The sequence below is a fragment of the Ensifer sp. ENS08 genome (genome assembly GCF_014852195.1).
GTDB classification, from domain to species: Bacteria; Pseudomonadota; Alphaproteobacteria; order Rhizobiales; family Rhizobiaceae; genus Ensifer; species Ensifer adhaerens.
On record NZ_JACVBF010000012.1, the window covers coordinates 177,645 to 196,290 of the forward strand.

Genomic DNA, 18,646 nt, shown 5'->3' on the forward strand with positions numbered 1-18,646 from the left:
ACAGGTCTCACGGCGCTGTCGGCTTTCGGGTGGCAAGGTCCGCGATCGCGAGGAAAACACCGATCGCGAGGAATACGGCAAGGACCAGCGCCGCTCCAGTTGCACCCGTCACGTCGAGCTGCATCGCAGCAAGCGGCAGCACGGCCAGGATCGTCAGGTTGTTGAGGCTTTCCGAAAGCGAAAGCACCTGACCTTTTTCCTCTCCCGCGAGGCTCGCAAGAATGGCGGTGCTCGTCGGTGCGGCGAGCCCCAAGGCAAAGCCCCATGCCGTCAGGAAAACGAGGTCTCCCGTGAACGACAGGGGGTTGAGCATGAAGCCGCCGACCGCCGCACTCAAGAGGAACAGCGCAACGATCAGCGTGCGATTGTCACAGCGAAACAGCCGTGCGGCTCGGCCGACGCCGAGGTTGCCAAGCAAGAGTCCCAGACCGAAGGCCGAGATGGAGACGCCGGTGGCCGCAACGCCGAGGTCATAACGAAGCCGCAGGACCTCGCCGGCGAGAAGGAAACCGGCGACAGCCGTTCCGTTCCAAAGGCCTTTCGCGGCCAGGGGGCGGATCAAATTGCCACGGCCGAGCCAGACAGGGCGCCCCATCTTCGGCACTGGGGGATTTCCCGCCCGGGCGGGAATCGCACTCCGGGCTATGGCAACTGTCGTGAGGCAGCCGGCGGCAGTCACCAGGAAAGGCGCTCGCCAATCGAATGCCTCCGTCAGGACGCCGGCGATGACCGGGCCCGAGACGATGCCTGATGTCATGCCTATCATCACCGCTCCCATCGCGGCGGATTGTCGGTGCGCGGGGATGATGTCTGCCACCAGGGCAAAGGCCGTCGGTATCAGAGCCGCCGACGCCAGGCCTCCGAAGACCCGCAGGACGATCGCTGCCCCGAAGCTCGGCGCGATCGTCAGCGCGAGGCCGTCAATCGAGAACAGAACCAGCGACACGAGCAGAAGTCGGCGACGGTCTATGCGATCGGAAAGGTAGCCGAAGATCGGCGCGGCCACGGCATAGGAAAGCGCGTAGCTGCTGACGAGCCATGCGGCGTGCGCCGGCGTCGTCTCGAAGGCCACGGCCAGGGGCGAAAGCATCGCCGACAGCATGAACTCGGTCGCGCCGACAAAGAAAACGGCAAGCGCGAGGGTGGGCAAAATGAAGCGTGAGGGCACGGGTTATCGTCCTTGAGCTTGAGAAGCAGGAGAGAACCGGCGCGCGAAGACGTCTAGCCCGTTCGTGGCGCCGGAAGGATCGAAGCGTTTTTTTGGGGGGGAGAGTGTCGGCGCTGCGGACCCCGACGGTTCGGGTCATGGCGATGGGAATGAATGCTCGCCTAAGCTGAATACGACAAGGAACCTCTAGCAAAGAGGTTTAGGGAACACAACAGTTCTTCCCGATCGGTATCCGAAACGAACCGCTGGGTGGCCCGCCGCGCTATCGCGCGACCGGCCCATTCAGGCGCTCGTGGTCAAGGCAGACCCTGGCCTCACATGATCTGCGGTGGAACGCTCAGACCTGCCGGTCAATCGGCCGGTCCAGCGCCCAGCGTCCGATCCCATGGGCGCTGATAGGCAAAGACGCCGATCCATACCGTCGAAAGCTGAAAGCCCGTGCCGCGTGGGATCATCACCACAACCAGAATGACGATCATCTGGATGAAGAGCATGAAGGCGAGGGGGCGGGTCAGAAGCCCGAGGGCAATTGCGATACCGCCGAAAAGCTCCAAGGCGATAGTCAGATAGGCGAGCGGCCGGATCGAGGCCCCGACTCTGGAAAAGCTCGATGTCACGGGGCATGTCGCCGTTGAAGAGCTTTTCCCAGCCGAACCAGCTCACGACTTCACCCGTTGTGATCCTCAGCATCAAGTAATGCGACAAAGGCCGCGGTGAGGTTGAAGATCAGATAAAGTCCGGTGCTGCTCCCAGATCCGGCAGAACCATGGCATTCGCATGCGTGGTAGCCTGTGTCACGGGAAGTTCCTTCCATGAATGAGCATTCGTTGTGAGGAGATGCGTGCGGCTCAGCACATGCCGCCGTTTGCCCGGATGACCTGGCCATTGATCCACGCGCCTTCCGGTCCGGCGAGGAACGAGACGACACGGGCGATATCCTCGGGTTCAGCGAGCCGTTCGAGGGGGTTCATCTTTGCCATGCGGTCCAGCAGTTCAGGGCTCTTTCCGCTCAGGAACAGCTCCGTCGCAACAGGCCCAGGGGCGATCGCGTTCACGCGAATTCCGCGGCCACGCATCTCTTGCGCCAGCACCTGGGTCAGTCCTTCGACCGCCGCCTTGGTGGCAATGTAGATGCCATAGGTCGGCAGGCGCATTCCAATCACGCTCGACGAGACGTTGATGATCCGACCGTCGTTGCGCAGTCGTTTCGCCGCCTCGCGGCAGACGTTGAACGTGCCCTTCAGGTTTATCGCGATGGTGTCGTCGACGACGTCGTCGGTGACGTCGGCAATCGGTGCAAGCTTCATGATGCCGGCGCTGTTGACGACGACGTCCACCCCGCCGAAGGCTTGCGTGGCCGTGTCGAACATCGCGGCAACCGCGCCGGCGTCGCTGACATCCGCTTGAATGACGCGTGCGTCGCCACCGCCGCCGATGATTTCGTCCGCGACCGCCTTGGCCGCCTCAGTGCGTCCCGCACAGTTCACGACAATCTTGAAGCCGTCACCGGCGAGGCGCCTGGCGATTTCCGCCCCAATGCCCCGCGACGCTCCGGTAACCAGCGCGACCTTGTTGCTGTTGCTCATGTGCCAAGCCTTTCAGGTGTTCCGTCTATTGATCGCGAGGAGGATACGCCTGGCATGAGAGAAGAAAAAATGCATAATTCGCAGGAGATAAATTACTGAAAGTATGAGTTGTCATGACGTTTGATGCGCGCTTGCTCAGCGGGATCGGAGTGCTTTCAGCAGTCGTCGAGGCCGGCAGCTTTGCCCGGGCCGGTGAAGCAATGGGGTTGACTCAGCCTGCGGTCAGCCGCGCAGTGGCCCGATTGGAGGAGCGCGTCGGCATACGTATTTTCAATCGAAGCGCCCGGGCAATCTCGCTGACGGACGAGGGGCGGCGCTTTTATGAACTCGTCGCGCCACTTCTTTCGGCAATCGAGGAGGCCGCGATCATGGCCGGCGGCACCAAAACGCACGTGCGTGGCAAGCTGCGGATCAATGTCGATGGGACCTTCGGGCACTTCGTGCTCGCCCCGAGGATCAATGACTTTCTCGAACGCTATCCGGAACTGTCGGTCGAGATCTTCGTGCGTGACTCGATCGGCGATTTTGTCGGCGAGGGGACGGACGTTGCCGTACGCTTCGGCGAGCCTGGCGCCCGTTCGATGCATACGGAGCTGCTGCTGGAAACGCGTGTGTTCACCTGCGCGTCGGCGCAATACCTTAAGAAATATGGCAGGCCGCAAGTGCCAGCCGATCTTTCGCACGGGCACCAATGCCTCCTCATCCGCGACCCGGCGACCGGGCGCCCCTTCGCCTGGGAGTTTCAGAGCCGTGGCGAAGCCATACCGTTCGCGGCGACCGGCCGGGTCATGGTCAATGACACGGGCTCGCTGATTGCCGCCTGCCGCAGCGGCGCGGGGATCGCGCAATTGCTCGAGATCTATGTCAGGGACGAATTGTCGGACGGCGATCTGATCCAGATCCTGCCGGACTGGTCAGAAGAAACCTTTCCGCTCCATGCCTATTATCGCCGCTCGGACCTGATGCCTGCAAAACTCCGCGCCTTTCTCGACTTCGTACGCGAGATCGTCGCTTAGCCGCTTCGGATCGCTCTATCCCGCGTTGGGCCGCCACCGCACATGCTCGATGAGCGCGCGCAGCTTCGGCGCAAGGTTCCGTCGATTGGGAAAGTAGAGATAAAAGCCCGCGAACGGCGGGAAATAGTCCTCGAGAAGCGGCACCAGTTGTCCCGCGGAAACATAGGGTCTGAAGGTTTCCTCCATGCCGAAGGTTATGCCGCCCCCGGCGCAAGCGGTCCGGATCATCAGCGACATGTCGTTGGTGGTGATCTGCGGGTTCACCGCCACGTCGAACTCGCGCCCATCCTTGCCGAACTCCCAGCGATAAGGTGCAGTTTGAGGCGCCGGACGCCAGCCGATGCAGCGGTGCAGCGCGAGGTCCGATGGCTGCAAAGGCTTGCCGAAGCGTTCGATATAGGATGGCGCCGCGACAGCGGTCTGGCGTTGCTCGGCCGATACCGGGACTGCGATCATGTCCTGCTCGATGACTTCGCCGAGCCGCACCCCGGCATCATAGCCTTGGGCCACGATGTCGAACTCCTCGTCCGTGACGGTCACATCGATCTGGATCGTGGGGTAGGCCTCGGCAAAGCTTGCGAGCAGCGCCCCTGATATAAACCTTTCGGCGATCGAGGACACCGCCAGCCGCAACAGCCCGGTTGGGGCCATGTCCCGGTCGGCTGTGGCGTCCAGGGCCAGGCCGACCTCCGCGAGGGCCGGGGCAACGCGCAGGTAAAGTTGCGCGCCAGCCTCCGTAAGGCTGACGCTGCGTGTCGTCCGCTGCACGAGTGCAACGCCGAGCCGATCTTCCAGCCGCCGCAGAGACTGGCTTACGGCCGATCGGGTAACGCCCAGATGCTCGGCAGCCGCGCGAAAACTCCGCGCCTCGGCGACGGCCATGAAGACGGAGATGGCATTAAGATCGACGGCCATTGGACGGCTCAACTTACCAGTGTCGGTGTGATTGGGCAGAGTGATGATGCAATCTTGGCCCGCCGATCGACAACCTTCAAGGCATCAAAGAATGTCACCGCGAGTTCTACCGCGCCTGTGATCGCCTCCAGAAGGCTTGCCGCGATCGCAAGAGCCCGGCAGAGCCTTCACTTCTTCCCCACCTCCCGCGCGAGAAACGGCGCAATGGACATGCGGCCGCAGAGGCGGGGCGGGAGACACGCGGCAACCATCATTGGCACCAAAGGATCGGGGCGATCCCGTAACGACGGTCTTCACGTGCTCCCCTTCCGCAATCACCTTTCGCGGTAAAACACCATGCCGCCATGGTGCAGCACGTCATCGATGAACTCGCCATCGGCCGTAAAACCGGTGTCATCCCAGTAGTCGATCTGGTTGCCGGTCACTTCGTAGCGCCCCTGATAGGCGCTCTTTCGGTTTCCGCGCGCCTCGTCATAACGGCCGTTCGGCAACAGTTCCTGGCGGATCCGCCCGTCCTCGGTCACCCACATGCCGACATAGGGATGATCTGCTTGCTTGCTTTGAGCCTCGCTGCTCATGACGTCCTCCGCGACGGCTTGACGGGAGATCGGCGCGTCGGCAGATGCCAGACCGGCAACAAGGGTGGCGGCGGCAAGCTTGGGGAGATTGTTCATGGCTGCTCTCCCGCAGACTTGTCCTTGCCCGCTTCGGCCCGTTCGGCAAAGAGCTGCGACAAGGATTGCGAGGCAGCAATGGCGCGGGGAAATCCGGCCGGAACGGTTACCATGTAGATGATTTCCTTGAGCTCATCCTCGGAAACACCGATGTTGAGCGCGTATCCGGCATGGACATTCATCAGCTCCGTCAGGCCCATCGCAGCGAAGGCGGCGACCGCTGCCAGTTGCCGCGTTCGGTTGTCGAGACCCGGGCGAGCCCAGACGTCGCCAAGGGCATAGGCCTCGGTCGCATCGGCAAGGAAGGGAAACTCCTGTCGCATCCGTTCCAGATTGGGCTGCGTCACGCCATTGTTGAGGGTCCGGATGACGGCGGCGCCGCGTTCGCGACGCTCCTCCAGGGATTGGGCGAAGGCGACCTCCGGCGAAAGGCCCAGGAAAACCGCCGCACCTGCTGCTGCGAATTGCGATTGAATGCGATCAAGCACGTTTCTCTCCTCGGTAGATTGTCTGTTGGGACGTCAGCCGATCGCGAACGTCGCCATCCTCCGGCTGTTCGATGCCGGGGAGGGCGCGACAAGCGCGCGTCCTATCCGCGTCAGCTGAATTTGGGGGAGGCGCTGTCATTCGGAGCGTCGAAAGTCAGCGGGCCCTGTCCAGTTCCTCCTCCGTCTTGCGTTGCTGTGTCGACGCAAAAGGTAGGCGGGGAAGATTGGAACGATAAGACGCCGATTTCGATCCATACTGGTAAATCTGACTAACCAGTCGGAATACTGTTCAGTGGCACGCTCATCGCGACCATGTCAGTTATGACAGGCGAATTTGTTCTCTCGGGTACGGGCCCTTGGCGTGATTGCGGCGGCACCACCGTTTGACTTCGAAATCACTTACAAAAACGCGCCAGCCTCGCGGCTCAGCGTGTCGATCAGCAGGCAGACACCGGGCAGCATGCCGCGGCTCGCAGGATGTATCAGCGAAATATCCAGTCCGGGGCCGGCCCAGCCAGGCAATATCTGTATGGCGGTTCCCTCGGCGACCATCCTGCGGCCGATGACGGTTGGCAGGCGGCCGATGCCGATCCCGGCCTCGATAGCCTCCGAGATGCCGCGGACGCTATTGGCACACATGCGCGGCTTGAACTCAACCTTCACCGGGTCTTGCGCCGCATGGTGGAGTGTCCAGGTCTGGCTTTCGCCCGGTGCGATCTGCTCGCCGATCAACGGATAGGTTGTTAGGTCGGAAGGCAGCAGTGACATGCCCTGTGCCGCGAACAGCGCCGGTGCTGCAAAGATAGACGCTTCGGTGCGTCCGATCTTGCGGGCGTCAGGGACGAATCCTCGAGATTGCCGACCCTCGGGAACATTCCGTCGACCTCGGCATGGACAATCTCCAGATGATCCGCAACGCCCAATTCCCGCCGGCGCTATCGCCGCCGGCCGTGCAGCCACAGGAACGCTTCATCGCGGGCGGCGAGGGAAATCCGAAGCTGCGGGTCGTCGTCCTGGATCCGGCGCCGGAGCGCCCGAACAAGCCGGCAATCCAGCATCTTCACGGTGGTGGACTGGTCGTTGGCAAGCCCGAAGTCGCCGTTCCCGAACTGCAGCAATTGTCCGCGGAACTGGGCGCGCTTATCGTTTCGGTCGAGCCGCGCTCGGCTGGTTGCATCAGGCTGCGGTCGAGCTTGGCGTTGATAGGAAGCGGATCGCCGTGATGGGCGAGAGTGCCGGCGCCGGACTTGCCGCTGCCGTCTCGCTCCGGGCACGTGACCGCGGCGAGTGGCCGATCCGCTTCCAGTTGTTGCGTTATCCAATGCTCGACGACCGCACTGTGTTGCGCTTGCCACCGGCTCACGTCGGAACCTTCATCTGGAACGCGCAGTCGAATGCTTTTGGCTGGACTTCCCTGCTCGGTCGCAAGCCGCTGATGGCGGAACCACCGGCGGAGGCGGTTCCGGCACGTGCCGTCGATCTTGCCGGCCTGCCATCCACCTGGATCGGCGTTGGCACACTCGACCTGTTCGCACAGGAATCGATACATTTCGCATCCCGTCTCGTCGTGGCCGGCGTGCCGGTCGAAATGTCCGTGGTTCCCGGCGCCTATCACGGCTTCGACACGATGGTACCGCAGGCGCGCATCTCGGCGGATTTCATCGCCGGCTGGAAATCGGCGCTGAGCCGATCTTTGGAAGTCGACTAAGGGGCAGGCGCACTGCACGGTTCGCGCCGCATGACTGCCAGGGCGCAAGAGGCTTTCCGCCCGAAGGCGGCATCTCGCTTGACGACCGCCGCCATTTCTTCCGATAGGGTCAATCTACGAGCAGGTGTGCGGGGAGGTGGCGACTGTGGCAATGCTCTTTGTTCCGGGCTTCATGCTCGACGCCGATCTCTGGCGCGATGTGGTTCCCGCACTCGGCGACGGTCCCGCGACCTATGCCGACCTGTCGCAAGACGGCTCGATCGAAGCCATGGCCCGTCGCACGCTGATGGATGCCCCGGATCGCTTCATACTCACCGGTTTCTCCATGGGAGGCTACGTCGCCCGGGAAATCGTCCGGCAGGCGCCCGACCGGGTGACCGCACTGATCCTCATTGCCACGTCCGCGCGCGGCGACAGCGACGTCGAGCGCCAGCGAAAGGCTGTCGTCGCCGGGCAGGCCGCTGGCACGGCATTCAAGGGGCTCAGCCGATCGGCTATCCTCTCGTCCCTGCACCCCGACAATGCGGGGCGGACCGATATCCTCGATCGCATCCAGGCGGCAGGCCATCGAATGGGAGGCGACGCCTTTCGCCGACAATCTCTCATCGAGCGGAGGGACGAACGGGACGCTCTGGCGTCGATCCAGTGCCCAAGCCTGGTCATTGCCGGCGAAGAGGATCGGTTGAGGTCGCGCGCCGAAACGCTGGAGCTTCACAATGGGCTCGTCGGCTCAAGCTTCGAAGTCGTCGCCGACACTGGCCACATGGTCCCGATGGAAGCGCCGCAACGCCTCGCCACCATCATTCGGGAATGGCTCGCTCAACAGAAGGCCGAAGCGTAACGCGCCCGAGCCAAACTCCACCGTTCGCCTCCCGTTGTCACCCAATTCTTGCCGTTTGCAGCCCTGGCCGTTCCAAATCCGGCGGGTGTCACGCTTGGGCTGAGGACGCTTTGGCAGTCTCGCCAAGCAGGACGTTCCACGGAGGAGAAGGATAGCAACCCGGCATTTCCGCTCACCCTCCACTTCGGTTACAGGACAGCTAGAAGAACGCTGTTGACAAAACACACCGATGACTGGCAAATGTCAGAAATGTACAGAGGACGCGGGTTGTCGGTTGGTTTCAGGGGAGACAGGAGCCTGGAGCCGAAGAACCGGGAAGCATTTCCGTCTGCACAGATGCCAGCATGGGAGGGGACATCGTGGCTTTTCAGATGGATCGGCAGCTCGGCTTTCTCGCCACTGTGAACGTTGCCGCCATTGTCGCCGGTGCGATACTCGTCGGCGCGAGTTTCGTCGAGCTCTATAACTTCCAGTCCATGGCGTCGCAGGTCCCCGAACTGGGGTTCCTCGCCCTTGGCGTCATGCTGGCCATGATGTCCGGCAACGGCGGCATCGACCTTTCCGGCATCGCGCTTGCCAATCTCTCGGGCGTTGCCGCCTACTTCTTTCTGCGCGACGTGATTTCCGCCGACGAGGCTCCGCTTCTCTTCACCTGGAGCCTGATCGGCGTAGCGCTTGGCATCGGCCTTGTCGGCGGCATGCTGAACGGTTTCCTGATCGCGAAGGTTGGATTGACGCCGATCATCGCCACGCTCGGCACGCAATTGCTCTTTACCGGCCTGGCGATCGTTCTCACCAATGGTTCGGCGCTCAGCATCGGCTATGTCGAGCCGCTCGACGATTTCGGTAATGCCACGATCCTGAGCGTGCCCCAATGCTTCGCTCTGTTCCTGGTCGTCGCGCTCGCGATCGGCGCCATCCTGCGTTTCACGCCCTTCGGCCAACGTCTGCTTCTGCTCGGCAACAATGCCAAGGCCGCGCGCTACGCGGGCATCCCGGAAAAGCGCATCCTGTTCCTGACCTATACGGTTTGCGGGCTATTGGCGTCGGTTGCCGGCATCGTCATTGCCGCGCGCACCTCGAGCGTGAAGTGGGACTACGGCACCTCCTATGTCCTCATCGCTATCCTGATCGCCGTCATGGCCGGGGTTCGCCCCGAGGGCGGCTATGGGCGAGTCATCTGCGTCGTGCTTTCGGCAACGTCGCTGCAGATGCTCTCCAGCCTCTTCAACTTCATGAACATCTCGAACTTCTTCCGAGACCTCGCCTGGGGCGTTCTTCTGCTCGTTTTCATCGCCACCTCCGGCTTCGACTTCAAAGCCTGGTTCAGGGCGGCCCGCAGCTAACCCCGTTTCCGCCAGGGCCGGGCGCGAGCCTTCGCGCGCCACAGCTCTTTCCTTTCGAAGGCGCAATGGGAGGAACTATGCCTGATTTTCGTAGAATTGCCGCCTGCACCGTGGCTCTCAGCACCATCTGGAGTGCCGCGGCTGCCATGGCCGAGGAGAAGCCGAGCATCGTGACCGTCGTCAAGGTCACCGGCGAGAATTGGTTCACCCGCATGGCCGAGGGCGTCGCCGCCTATGGCAACGACAACGATACGGTTGCCACGAGCCAGATCGGCCCGGGCAAGGCGGATGCCGCCCAGCAGGCACGCCTGATTGAGGACCTTGTCGCCAAGAAGGTCAGCGCGATTGCCGTCGTGCCGATGGATGCGGCGTCGCTCGAAGGCGTGCTGAAGCGCGCCGCCCAGCGCGGCATCAAGGTGGTGACCCACGAGGCCGACAGCATGAAGAACACGCTCGTCGACATCGAAGCCTTCGAGAACAAGGCCTTCGGCGCCCGCTTCAACGAGAAGATCGCCGAGTGCATGGGCAAATCAGGAAAATGGACGTCCTTCGTCGGTTCGCTCGGCAGCCTGACGCATGTCCAGTGGGCTGACGGCGGCGCTGAGAACGCCAAGAAGTTCCCAGAAATGGAGTTGGTCTCGGAGAAGAACGAATCCTTCAACGACGCCAACCGCGCCTATGAGAAGGCCCGCGAGATCCTGCGCAAGTACCCCGACATCAAGGGCTTCCAGGGCGGCTCCGCCATCGACGTCATCGGCATCGGCCGCGCCGTCGAAGAGGCCGGCCTGCAGGACAAGACCTGCGTTTTCGGCATCGGCCTGCCGAAGGATACCGGATCCTATCTTGAATCCGGCGCCGTCGATGGCATCAGCTTCTGGGATCCGAAGGATGCCGGCTACGTCATGAACAAGGTGGCAGACATGGTCATCAAGGGCGAAGAGATCAAGGACGGCATGGATCTCGGCGTGCCCGGCTACGAAAAGGTGACGGTCAAGAAGGGTGCCGGTGACGGTATCATCGTCGTCGGCGAAGCCTGGGTCGACGTCGACAAGTCGAACTACGGCAAATACCCGTTCTGATCGGTTCTGCCGATTAATGCCGTCGCGCCATAACCCGGCGCGGCGGCGTGTCCCTCGAACGCCCTCATGCACCATCAGGACAAAGCCATGCAGCCCCAGCCCACTGGCGGTGAACCGCATCTCAAGCCCGCGACCCCTTTTCTGGAGGTGCGCAACATCGAGAAGCACTTCGGTGGCGTGCGCGCGCTCAAGGGCGTGAGCCTTTCGATCGAGGCCGGCAACATCTATCACCTGATGGGTGAGAATGGCTGCGGCAAGAGCACGCTCATCAAGATCATTTCCGGGGCTCAAGGGGCTGATGCAGGCGAACTCTTGATCGACGGCAAGACGGTCACCGGACTGACGCCGGTTGCAGCCCTCGCTGCCGGCATCGAAACGGTCTATCAGGATTTCTCGCTGCTCCCCAATCTCTCCGTCGCCGAGAACATCGGCCTGACCCAGCAGTTGGTGTCATCGTCGGGCAAGCTTGCGCGGCGGCTCGACATACCGAAGATGCGGGCGACGGCCGAGCGCGCCCTTGCGGCCGTCGGCCTGCCGGCGAGCAGGGCCTTTCTTTCAACGCGGACGGACGAGTTGCCGATGGCGACGCGGCAGCTGATCGCCATTGCCCGCGCAATCGCCTCCGACGCCCGCCTCGTCATCATGGACGAGCCGACGACCGCGCTGACCAAACACGAGGTCGACAATCTCATCGGCGTCGTCGATCGCCTGCGCGCCAAGGGCGTGGCCGTGTTGTTCGTCACCCACAAGCTCGACGAGTGCAAGTCGCTCGGCGGGCGGGCGATCATCATGCGCGATGGCCAGAAAGTCGCCGAATGCGACGTCGAGGGCCATTCGAAGACCGATTTGGCCTTCTGGATGACGGGCAAGGTGCTGGACGACACCCGCCAGCGGTCCGCCATCACGCTCGGCGAGAAGCTGCTCAATGTCGAAAAGCTCTCACGAACCGGATTTTTTGCAGACGTGTCCTTGTCGCTGCACAAGGGCGAGATCATCGGCATTACCGGCCTGCTCGATTCCGGGCGCAACGAACTGGCGCTTGCGCTCGCCGGCGTTTCGCCGGCCGACGGCGGCGGTGTATTTCTCGAAGGCAACGAGATCCGCCTTGGCAAACCCGCCGATGCGATCGCTTCCGGGATTGGCTACGTTCCCGAGGACCGGCTCTCAGAGGGATTGTTCCTTTCGCAATCGATCAAGGACAATATCGTGGTTCCGGTCCTCGACCGGCTGCGCAATGCCTTCGGCATCGTCGACGGGCGCCGCAGCCGAGCGCTCGCCGAGCGCACGGTCGACGACCTTCAGGTCGTCTCGGCCGGCGTCGACAAGCCGGTGCAGTCGTTGTCCGGCGGCAACCAGCAGCGCGTGCTCATCGGGCGCTGGCTGACGATCGAACCAAAACTGCTCATCCTGCACGGCCCGACCGTCGGCGTCGACGTCGGCTCCAAGGACACGATCTATCGGATCATCCAGCGGCTCGCCGGCGACGGCATGGGCGTCATCATCATCAGCGACGACCTGCCCGAACTGCTGCAGAACTGCGACCGCATCATGGTCATGCGCAAGGGTCGTGTCGTCAAAACCTTTGCCGCCGAGGGGCTGGCGGAAGACGTTCTCTCCCGCGCGCTGACCGACGATACCATTGCGAGGCTTCAATGAGCGAAACCACCTTCTCCCCGGCAGAACCCCGGTCTGAAAGCGCGGGCGCTGTTGCCGGCATCTGGACGTGGCTCATGCGCCACCCACCGGCCTTCACGCTGATCCTGATCGTCGCGGTTTCGCTCGTCGTCGGTGCGATCAACACGGACTTCTGGCAGGTGTCGAACCTTTTCGACATCCTGCGTGCGTCCGTCGTCCGCGGCCTCTTCGCGCTCGGCGTGCTCGTCGTCCTTGCCTCCGGTGGCATCGACGTCTCGTTCACGGCGATTGCCGCATTCGTCATGTACGCCGTCACCATGCTGGTCGTGAATGTCGTGCCCGACATGCCGATCGTCGCGATCCTCGCGCTCGGCGCAATCGGCGGCGCCTGTTTCGGCGCGCTCAACGGCGTTCTGGTTCATGCCCTGAAAGCGCCATCGCTGATCGTGACGATCGGCACGCAATATGTCATCCGCAGCTTCCTGCTCACCTTTGTCGGCACGGCGCTGTTCATGAACATTCCTGCGGCAATGGACGCGTTCGGAAAGCTTGCGCTCTTAACCCATCACAGCGCCAACGGTTCGACCTCGACGTTGCCGGCCTTCGTGCTCATCCTCGCCGTCGCCGCTGTCGTCACCTGGTGGATCCTTGAGCGAACCCTCATCGGCCGTGCAGTCTACGCCGTCGGCGGAAACGCCGGTGTGGCCGAGCGGCTCGGCTACAACCTGCGCACGGTCCGTATCTTTGTCTTTGCCTATGCGGGGCTTCTCGCCGGCGTCGCCGGGATCATTCACGTCTCCAGCAACCGGCTGGCGAACCCGTTCGATCTCGCCGGCGCGGAGCTCGAAATCATCGCCGCGGTGGTCCTCGGCGGCGCGCGTATCACCGGCGGCTCCGGCAGCGTCATCGGCACGCTTCTGGGCGTCGTGCTGATCACGCTCGTCAGTAACGTCCTCATTCTCGTCGGCATTCCGAGCACCTGGCAGCTCGTCATCGTCGGTATTTTTATCATTCTCGCCGGCGCGATCTTCTCGATCCGCGGCAGACAATCCTGACGGCTGGCCCCGGGGCCGCCAAGCGCGGTCAGGGCCGGCGTCATTCGACAACCCTGTTTCCTTGAGAAAGGTTTGAGTGCATGGCGCACGATGTTTCGGTCATCGGACTTTACATTCTCGACATCCTCGGTCGCCCGGTCGATCGCATTCCCGAGGGCGGCAATGTCGAGTTTATCGACGAGATCCGCTTGACGGTTGCCGGCACCGCCGGGGGCACCGTCGTCGACCTTGCAAAGCTCGGTCTCAACTGCCTCGCGGTTGGCGCCGTCGGTGACGACGAGAAGGCCGATTTCGTGCTTTCGACCTTGCAGCGCTTCGGCGTCGATACGGCCGAGATGCAGCGGATCCCCGGCGTTCCGACGTCTGCCACGATCCTCAACATCCGCCGCAACGGCGAAAGGCCTGCTCTTCACGTCCGCGGCGCGTCCGGTCATTTCGAGATCGCAGCCGAAGCGCTCGATCGCGTGACGGCGGCGCCGATTGTCCACCTTGGCGGCACGGGCCTGCTCGACCGCCTCGACGGTGAGCCGAGCCGCGTGCTTCTCGAAGCGGCCAAGGCCAAGGGCCGGATCGTCACGTTCGATCTGCTCGGCGCCAGTGAGAAGACGCTTTCCCTCATCCGCCCGCTCTTCCCCTATATCGACTACTTCATGCCGTCGGTGGAGGAGGCCATGCTGATTTCCGGGCGGAAAACCGCCGAGGATGCGGCGCTCTTCTTCTGCGATCTCGGTGTGAAGCATTGCGTTTTCACACTCGGCGGCGACGGCGTCTATTTCATGGATCCGGACCGAAAGACCGTGAAACTGCCGGCCTTCGAGATCGACGTCGTCGATACGACCGGCTGCGGCGACGCCTTCAATGCCGGTTTCATCACCGGCCTGCACCACAAGATGGACACGGAGACATCACTGAAGTTCGCGCAGGCCTCGGCCGCGCTGGTGGCGACCGGTCTCGGTTCTGATGCCGGCATCACCTCCTTCGAGGGGACGCAGGCATTCATGCGCACCGCGCGCGTCAAGGCAAACTGACGGGCTGGCAGGGCGCTCCTGACGGAGCGCCTCAGACCCCTTCGGCCAGCAGCATCTCGGCGGTTTCGATGTCGGTGACAAGGTGAGTGGCGTAGCCGCCATTCATCGTCGCGCGGATTGCCGTTACCTTGTTCGCGCCGCCGGCGACACAGACGCGGCTCGGGATGCGCACGAGTTCGTCGAGCTCGATGCCCACCATGCGATCGTCGAGTTCGCCGCTCACCTGTCGGCCCGCCTGGTCGATGAACCGGCAGATCAGCACCGCGACTGCGCCGTGCGCCTGGTAGGAGTCGAAGTCCTCCTGGCTTGCGACATTGGCCGACCGGATCAGCGTGTCAGGACCGATATCGCCGACGCCGAAGACCAGGATGTTGGTCGAATGGATAAGCTCGAACTGCTTGACGAGCACCGGTTCGGAGAGAAGCCAGCGTTTCAGTTCCGGCGTCGACAGCAGCGCCGGCGCCAAAAGGTTGACGCAGCGCGCGTGAATGCGCTGGGACATCAGCGAGGTACAGAACTCCGGCGAGAATTCGGGATTGGCGATGGAACTACCCGAGACCTGGACGACAGTCAGCCCATCGAGTGCTTCGGCCAGCGAGATCTGATCGGCGACTGCAAGTACGGTCCGTCCCCAGGCCACACCGATCGTGTCGCCTTGCTTGATCATGTCGGCAAGCAGGCGGGCGCCCGCCTCACCGAGCCGCGTCACCAGCGACGCAGGCTCTCCCGCGGGAATGACCAGCGCTCCTTCGAGCCCGAACTTCTCCTTGAGCTTGCGAGCCACGGCGACGCGTCCGCCGACACCGGTGTTGACGCGGATGGTGACGAGGCCGCGCTCGCGGGCCTCTTGAAGGTAGTTGACGATGGTCGCGCGCGACATGCCGAGGATCTTGGCGATGTCGCTCTGGGTCAGTTGATCGACGTAGTAGAGCCAGGCGGCCCAAACGACCCCGTCATCGAACTCGGGCGGCAACGACTTGCCTTCGCCGATCATCCAACTTGCCCGCGCGCTCTCCGTCATCCGTCACTCCGCTTGATACCGTTTGCGCCACCTCAAACCGGAAAAGCGGCTGCCGTCAAACAAATTCGAACGCTCAATTGACATTTGACACACTATGCTGTCATTTGTTTATGTTCCGTTGTGACGGACGATCGAGAACGGAATCGCGCTTGAGCACGCGGCCGCGGATGTGGCCGCATGGGCAGGCGAGACCGCGGCAGACAGGATCGGACCCGCGCCTCTTCGACGCGGCCCGCGCCAGACGCCGATCCCAAATTTCCCAAGCGGCCTTTCCCGTCAGCCTCCTGTGGCTCGGTGGGCATGGTCCCGCCATGTCATTTTTGTCCGGAGCCGTCGCAGGTGATGTCTGCCGGAAGCTGAGGAGCCTTTGCATGAAATCGAGATGGTCTGAAACCGAATATGCCAGTGTCGTCGACGCCTACGTCCGCAACGGCGTCAACCGCGACCTGGCGATCCGCACCTACACCACGCGCCTGCTCGGATCGGATCCGGAACTGGTGCTGCACGGCGGCGGAAACACGTCGGTGAAGACCACCTTTACCGATCTCGACGGTTCGGAAATTCCGGTTCTTTGCGTCAAGGGAAGCGGCTGGGACATGGGCACGATCGAGCCGGCAGGACTGCCGGCCGTCCGCCTGCAGCCCCTGCAGGCGATGGTCGGTTTCAAGGCGCTTAGCGACGACGACATGGTCATGCTGCAGCGCCGGTTGCTGCTCGATCCAACAGCGCCCAACCCGTCGGTCGAAGCGATCCTGCACGCCAACCTGCCGTTCAAGCACATCGACCACACCCATGCCAACGCGATCGTGTCGCTGACCAACCAGCCGCACGGGGAAGATATCGTTCGCGAACTCTTCCCCAAGGCGATCATCGTTCCCTATGTCATGCCCGGCTTCGATCTCGCAAAAGCCTGCGACGAGGCCTTCCGCGCCGATCCGACCGCCGACGGCATGATCCTCTTGAAGCACGGCATCTTCACCTGGTCGGAGGATCCGCGCGAAGCCTATGAAAAGATGATCACGGCGATCGACATGGCCGAGCGCCGCATTGCCAAAGGCAATCCGCGCCCGTTCGTTCAGGCAAAGCAACCGGCAGCGATTGCGTCGGCCGCCGAAATCGCTCCGGTCCTGCGCGGCGCCGTCGCCATCGACACCGGTGTCGACGGCTGCCCTAAGCGTTTCGTTCTGGAGCACCGGGCGAGCGAGACCGTGCTCGCGTTCTGCAACGCAGAAAACGCTGCCGATCTCGCGCGCCGCGGCAATGCGACGCCGGAACATGTCATCCACATCAAGCGCTTCGGACTGGCCCTGCCGGCGCCGGTTACCGGAGAAATGGCCAGCTGGGCAGAGACGGTGCGCACGGCGGTGGCGGATTACATCGCCGAGTATCGCGCCTACTTCGAGCGCAACAACGCGCGTGTTGGCGGCAACAAGAAGATGCTCGACCCGATGCCCCGCGTCTTCTACGTCGCCGGCGTCGGCCTCTTCGCAGCAGGTCCCAGCAAGAAGGCGGCACGCGTCGGCGCCGATGTCGCGGAAGCCACGATCAACGTAATCCGCAACGCCGAGGGCATCGAGAGCTTCGAGGCGCTGTCGGAACAGGATCTCTTCGACATCGAATACTGGTCGCTTGAGCAGGTGAAACTGGCGAAGCAGGTGGAAAAGCCGCTCAGCCGACAGGTCGCGGTGGTGACCGGTGGCGCCGGCGGCCTTGGCCTTGCGATTGCCGAGGCGCTGCGTGCGGAAGGCGCCGAAATCGCCCTCGTCGATCTTGCCGAAGCGGCGGTCAAGAAGGAGGCCGCCCGGCTTGGCGGCCTTGGCGTCGCCTGCGACGTGACCAACCCCAAGGCCGTTGAAGCCGCTCTCGCCGGCGTTACCGAACATTTCGGCGGTGTCGACATCGTCATTTCGAACGCCGGCGCTGCCTTCCAGGGCGCCATGATCGAGGTCTCCGACGAACTCTTCGAGAAAGCCTTCGCGCTCAATTTCTGGGGGCATCACTACATTGCCCGGACTGCGACCAGGATCATGAAGGCGCAACGCACCGGCGGCGCGCTGGTGTTCAACGTCTCCAAGCAGGCGGTCAATCCCGGTCCCGACTTCGGTCCCTACGGCACCTCGAAGGCGGCGCTGATGGCGCTGATGCGGCAATACGCCGTCGAGCATGGCGCGGACGGCATCACTTCGAACGCCGTCAACGCCGATCGCATCCGCACTGGTCTCATGACCGACCAGATGGTCGAGGAGCGCAGCCGCGCCCGCGGCATCACGCCGGAAGCCTATATGCGTGGCAATCTCGTCCACCGCGAAGTTGCCGCCAAGGATGTGGCCGCAGCCTTCGTGCATCTTGCCAAGGCACGCACGAGCACAGGCGCGGTCATCACCGTCGACGGCGGCAATGTCGCGGCGATGATGCGATAGCCAGATTGTGCGGCCGCGGTGAGAACCACCGCGGCCGTGCCCTGCGATATGAAGAACATCGGCTCGACTGCCGATTGTGTCGCCGTGGCGAAGAAAGTTCGACAACGCGACGGCCTAAGCCAACGGACAGCGAAGGGCTACCTGACGAGCTGGCGCGTGGGCTCCTAGATCCCGGAGCCGTCCAATTCCTGTTCGTCCTCGCCTTCCCAGGGCAGGGGCATCGCGGCGCGATCGAGATTGGCCATGGGCATCGGCATCCAACACTTCAGCTCAGGCTCGGCATACTCGATGATGCGACCGGGCGAGGAATCGGAGGCGCGCCAGCCTTCGGACCCGAACTGATCACCCTTCGACCAATAGGCGAGATCGACTTCCGCAGCGCCCTGTTCGGACGGGCGGATCGTGACGAGGATCCGGCTCCCGTTTTTCGGCGCGCTTGCCATATGACGCCAATGGTCCGCCTCAGCCATCATTTACCTCCTGCCTTGCTGCACCTCACAAGTGTCGCCTCGGCGCTTAAAACGGTCAACTCATTGTTTGCGTGGGCGAGGGGAGGAGGCAAGGCTAAGCGACAGACCTAAGCAAGCGCAGAACCGGGCTGGGTGATAGATGAGCGGGATGATCAGGTCTTCCTCGTCTTCCAAATGACGAATCAGAACTTTGTCG

At 62.9% G+C, this 18,646-nt stretch carries 19 protein-coding genes; 10 read left to right on the forward strand and 9 right to left on the reverse strand.

The window, feature by feature from the left end; genetic code table 11:
* Positions 1 to 7 precede the first annotated feature (7 nt).
* The 3 genes from IB272_RS23395 to IB272_RS23405 form a co-directional block, all read right to left on the reverse strand.
* The gene (locus tag IB272_RS23395; protein ID WP_192445165.1) at positions 8 to 1,168 is read right to left on the reverse strand and encodes an MFS transporter; all 1,161 of its coding nucleotides are present in this window, start codon (positions 1,166 to 1,168) and stop codon (positions 8 to 10) included.
* A 350-nt stretch (positions 1,169 to 1,518) separates the two neighbouring features.
* Positions 1,519 to 1,785, reverse strand: a complete 267-nt coding sequence (locus IB272_RS23400) for a DoxX family protein (RefSeq protein ID WP_192445167.1) — start codon at positions 1,783 to 1,785, stop codon at positions 1,519 to 1,521.
* Positions 1,786 to 2,016: 231 nt separating this feature from the next.
* Positions 2,017 to 2,754, reverse strand: a complete 738-nt coding sequence (locus tag IB272_RS23405; RefSeq protein WP_192445169.1) for an SDR family oxidoreductase — start codon at positions 2,752 to 2,754, stop codon at positions 2,017 to 2,019.
* Positions 2,755 to 2,867: 113 nt separating this feature from the next.
* On the opposite strand from IB272_RS23405, the gene IB272_RS23410 reads away from it, so the two are divergent.
* Positions 2,868 to 3,770 carry a LysR family transcriptional regulator gene (locus IB272_RS23410; RefSeq protein WP_192445172.1) on the forward strand — a complete coding sequence of 301 codons (903 nt, stop codon included), beginning with the start codon at positions 2,868 to 2,870 and terminating at the stop codon, positions 3,768 to 3,770.
* Positions 3,771 to 3,785: 15 nt separating this feature from the next.
* Here the strand turns inward: IB272_RS23410 and IB272_RS23415 are convergent, their stop codons facing one another.
* The 4 genes from IB272_RS23415 to IB272_RS23430 all read right to left on the reverse strand — a co-directional run bounded on the left by IB272_RS23415 (position 3,786) and on the right by IB272_RS23430 (position 6,807).
* On the reverse strand, positions 3,786 to 4,685 hold the full coding sequence (locus IB272_RS23415; protein ID WP_060610709.1) for a LysR family transcriptional regulator: 900 nt from the start codon (positions 4,683 to 4,685) through the stop codon (positions 3,786 to 3,788).
* A 314-nt stretch (positions 4,686 to 4,999) separates the two neighbouring features.
* Positions 5,000 to 5,359: an Atu4866 domain-containing protein gene (locus IB272_RS23420; RefSeq protein WP_060529075.1), complete on the reverse strand. Its 360-nt coding sequence runs from the start codon at positions 5,357 to 5,359 to the stop codon at positions 5,000 to 5,002.
* Positions 5,356 to 5,835 carry a carboxymuconolactone decarboxylase family protein gene (locus tag IB272_RS23425; RefSeq protein WP_060521328.1) on the reverse strand — a complete coding sequence of 160 codons (480 nt, stop codon included), beginning with the start codon at positions 5,833 to 5,835 and terminating at the stop codon, positions 5,356 to 5,358. The genes IB272_RS23420 and IB272_RS23425 overlap by 4 nt, the downstream gene beginning before the upstream one ends.
* Positions 5,836 to 6,246: 411 nt before the next feature.
* Positions 6,247 to 6,807: a LysR substrate-binding domain-containing protein gene (locus IB272_RS23430; RefSeq protein ID WP_192445174.1), complete on the reverse strand. Its 561-nt coding sequence runs from the start codon at positions 6,805 to 6,807 to the stop codon at positions 6,247 to 6,249.
* On the opposite strand from IB272_RS23430, the gene IB272_RS23435 reads away from it, so the two are divergent.
* The 8 genes from IB272_RS23435 (at position 6,738) to IB272_RS23470 (ending at position 14,539) form a co-directional block, all read left to right on the forward strand.
* Positions 6,738 to 7,070 carry a hypothetical protein gene (locus IB272_RS23435; protein WP_192445190.1) on the forward strand — a complete coding sequence of 111 codons (333 nt, stop codon included), beginning with the start codon at positions 6,738 to 6,740 and terminating at the stop codon, positions 7,068 to 7,070. The genes IB272_RS23430 and IB272_RS23435 overlap by 70 nt on opposite strands.
* The gene (locus IB272_RS23440) at positions 7,019 to 7,555 is read left to right on the forward strand and encodes an alpha/beta hydrolase fold domain-containing protein (RefSeq protein ID WP_192445176.1); all 537 of its coding nucleotides are present in this window, start codon (positions 7,019 to 7,021) and stop codon (positions 7,553 to 7,555) included. Before IB272_RS23435 ends, IB272_RS23440 begins: the two co-directional genes overlap by 52 nt.
* A gap of 151 nt (positions 7,556 to 7,706) precedes the next feature.
* The gene (locus tag IB272_RS23445; protein ID WP_210339496.1) at positions 7,707 to 8,396 is read left to right on the forward strand and encodes an alpha/beta hydrolase; all 690 of its coding nucleotides are present in this window, start codon (positions 7,707 to 7,709) and stop codon (positions 8,394 to 8,396) included.
* A 356-nt stretch (positions 8,397 to 8,752) separates the two neighbouring features.
* Positions 8,753 to 9,742: an ABC transporter permease gene (locus IB272_RS23450; protein WP_234824518.1), complete on the forward strand. Its 990-nt coding sequence runs from the start codon at positions 8,753 to 8,755 to the stop codon at positions 9,740 to 9,742.
* 77 nt (positions 9,743 to 9,819) lie between these two features.
* Entirely contained in the window at positions 9,820 to 10,821 is a 1,002-nt protein-coding gene (locus tag IB272_RS23455; RefSeq protein WP_192445178.1) for a substrate-binding domain-containing protein, read from the forward strand.
* Positions 10,822 to 10,908: 87 nt separating this feature from the next.
* Positions 10,909 to 12,477 (forward strand): sugar ABC transporter ATP-binding protein, encoded by a 1,569-nt coding sequence (locus IB272_RS23460; RefSeq protein ID WP_060582274.1) that lies wholly within the window; start codon positions 10,909 to 10,911, stop codon positions 12,475 to 12,477.
* Entirely contained in the window at positions 12,474 to 13,511 is a 1,038-nt protein-coding gene (locus tag IB272_RS23465) for an ABC transporter permease (protein ID WP_090427704.1), read from the forward strand. The genes IB272_RS23460 and IB272_RS23465 overlap by 4 nt, the downstream gene beginning before the upstream one ends.
* An 80-nt stretch (positions 13,512 to 13,591) precedes the next feature.
* Entirely contained in the window at positions 13,592 to 14,539 is a 948-nt protein-coding gene (locus IB272_RS23470; protein ID WP_060610728.1) for a sugar kinase, read from the forward strand.
* A 31-nt stretch (positions 14,540 to 14,570) separates the two neighbouring features.
* Here IB272_RS23470 and IB272_RS23475 read toward each other — a convergent pair whose 3' ends face one another.
* The gene (locus tag IB272_RS23475; protein ID WP_246810407.1) at positions 14,571 to 15,560 is read right to left on the reverse strand and encodes a sugar-binding transcriptional regulator; all 990 of its coding nucleotides are present in this window, start codon (positions 15,558 to 15,560) and stop codon (positions 14,571 to 14,573) included.
* A gap of 371 nt (positions 15,561 to 15,931) precedes the next feature.
* On the opposite strand from IB272_RS23475, the gene IB272_RS23480 reads away from it, so the two are divergent.
* Positions 15,932 to 17,980, forward strand: coding sequence for a bifunctional aldolase/short-chain dehydrogenase (locus IB272_RS23480; RefSeq protein WP_192445180.1), 2,049 nt, complete (start codon positions 15,932 to 15,934; stop codon positions 17,978 to 17,980).
* Positions 17,981 to 18,144: 164 nt separating this feature from the next.
* On the opposite strand, the gene IB272_RS23485 is transcribed toward IB272_RS23480, so the two are convergent.
* Positions 18,145 to 18,450 (reverse strand): hypothetical protein, encoded by a 306-nt coding sequence (locus tag IB272_RS23485; protein WP_034790383.1) that lies wholly within the window; start codon positions 18,448 to 18,450, stop codon positions 18,145 to 18,147.
* Between the last annotated feature and the right edge of the window lie 196 nt (positions 18,451 to 18,646).